Consider the following 1,147-nt stretch of genomic DNA (forward strand, 5'->3'; position numbering starts at 1 on the left):
AAATTTCGACTCGCCTAACGGCGAGAGGGGGAAAGAGAAAAGAAAAAAGGATAAAGGGCACAAGGGAAAAAGAGGAAAGGGCTACAGAGTCCTCGCCGAGGCGCACGCTACGCGAAACCCGAGGTTGAGGCCGGTGAAGTCGGGTCGCCTCCTGACGCGAAACGCAGAACGGCAGTTGTGCGGGAAGAAGTTCCAGGAACCACCGCGCAGGAGCTTTGGAGTTTTTGTTCTATTTTTAAGATCGATCCAAGCACTGCCATCAGTTGGTGCCCCTTTGTAATTGTCATGCCAGCCATCAGCACACCATTCCCAAACATTCCCATGCATGTCGAACAATCCAAATCCATTGGCAGGAAAGCTGCCTACATCTGTGGTTTTTTTTCGAAATTCTCCTTTTTTGCCTTGACCGTAAACATAATTACCATCGTAATTGGCTAGGTCGGTGGTAATGGTTTCGCCAAAATAAAAAGGGGTTTGCGTGCCAGCGCGACAGGCATATTCCCACTCGGCTTTCGCTGGGAAGTCGGTAGTCTCTACCAGTATGCTGGGACAAACGCTGGCAAAATTCTACAACATCATACCAGGATATTTTTTCTACGGGTCGGTTATCCCCTGAAAAACCGGATGGATTGGGCTTGAGGTCGCGTTTACATTTGGGAAGATTGGCTACAGCGCGCCATTGCGCCTGAGTCACCGGGTATTTCCCCAGAAAAAAAGCTGGTACGCTCACTTGGTGCTGGGGTTGTTCGTCGTCTCTGCTTTTTTCTTCCGATTCTGGCGCTCCCATGAGGAAGGTTCCCGAGGGAATATAAACCATTTCTAGCTCTATATTGTTACCCAGAGGTTCGCTAAAGCCTTGTGCTTGTTGGCGACGGCGATGAATATGAATGTTTTTTCCGAAGAATGCTGCCTTAATTTCCACAGTTGCCGTTTCAAATTCAAAGGAACGAAGCGAAGGTTTCTGCTTGGATTGAAACGATTTCTGACTAGACGTAGGTGGAGAAGAGGTTGGTGAAGAAGGTTGCTTGAGTTTTGACTGCGAAGAAGTTGGTGAAGGCTGGGTTTTGGTAGGTTGCAAGTCTTGTAAAACTTCTGTTGCTGACTGGTAACGCCTTTTGGTAGCCAGGACCAGCATGTTGTCTAAAAT

General features: G+C 48.2%; 1 protein-coding gene and 1 pseudogene. Both read right to left on the reverse strand.

Translation table 11 applies throughout. From position 1 onward, the window contains the following. Positions 1-81: 81 nt before the first annotated feature. A complete protein-coding gene (locus AS151_RS23280; RefSeq protein WP_343327447.1) occupies positions 82-543 on the reverse strand; it encodes a formylglycine-generating enzyme family protein in 462 nt (153 codons plus the stop codon). A 25-nt stretch (positions 544-568) separates the two neighbouring features. Then, positions 569-1,135 (reverse strand): annotated as a pseudogene (locus AS151_RS23285) (formylglycine-generating enzyme family protein); the annotation flags it as partial. Between the last annotated feature and the right edge of the window lie 12 nt (positions 1,136-1,147).

Origin of the sequence: Geitlerinema sp. PCC 9228, assembly GCF_001870905.1 — a bacterium.
Taxonomy (GTDB): Bacteria; Cyanobacteriota; Cyanobacteriia; order Cyanobacteriales; family PCC-9228; genus PCC-9228.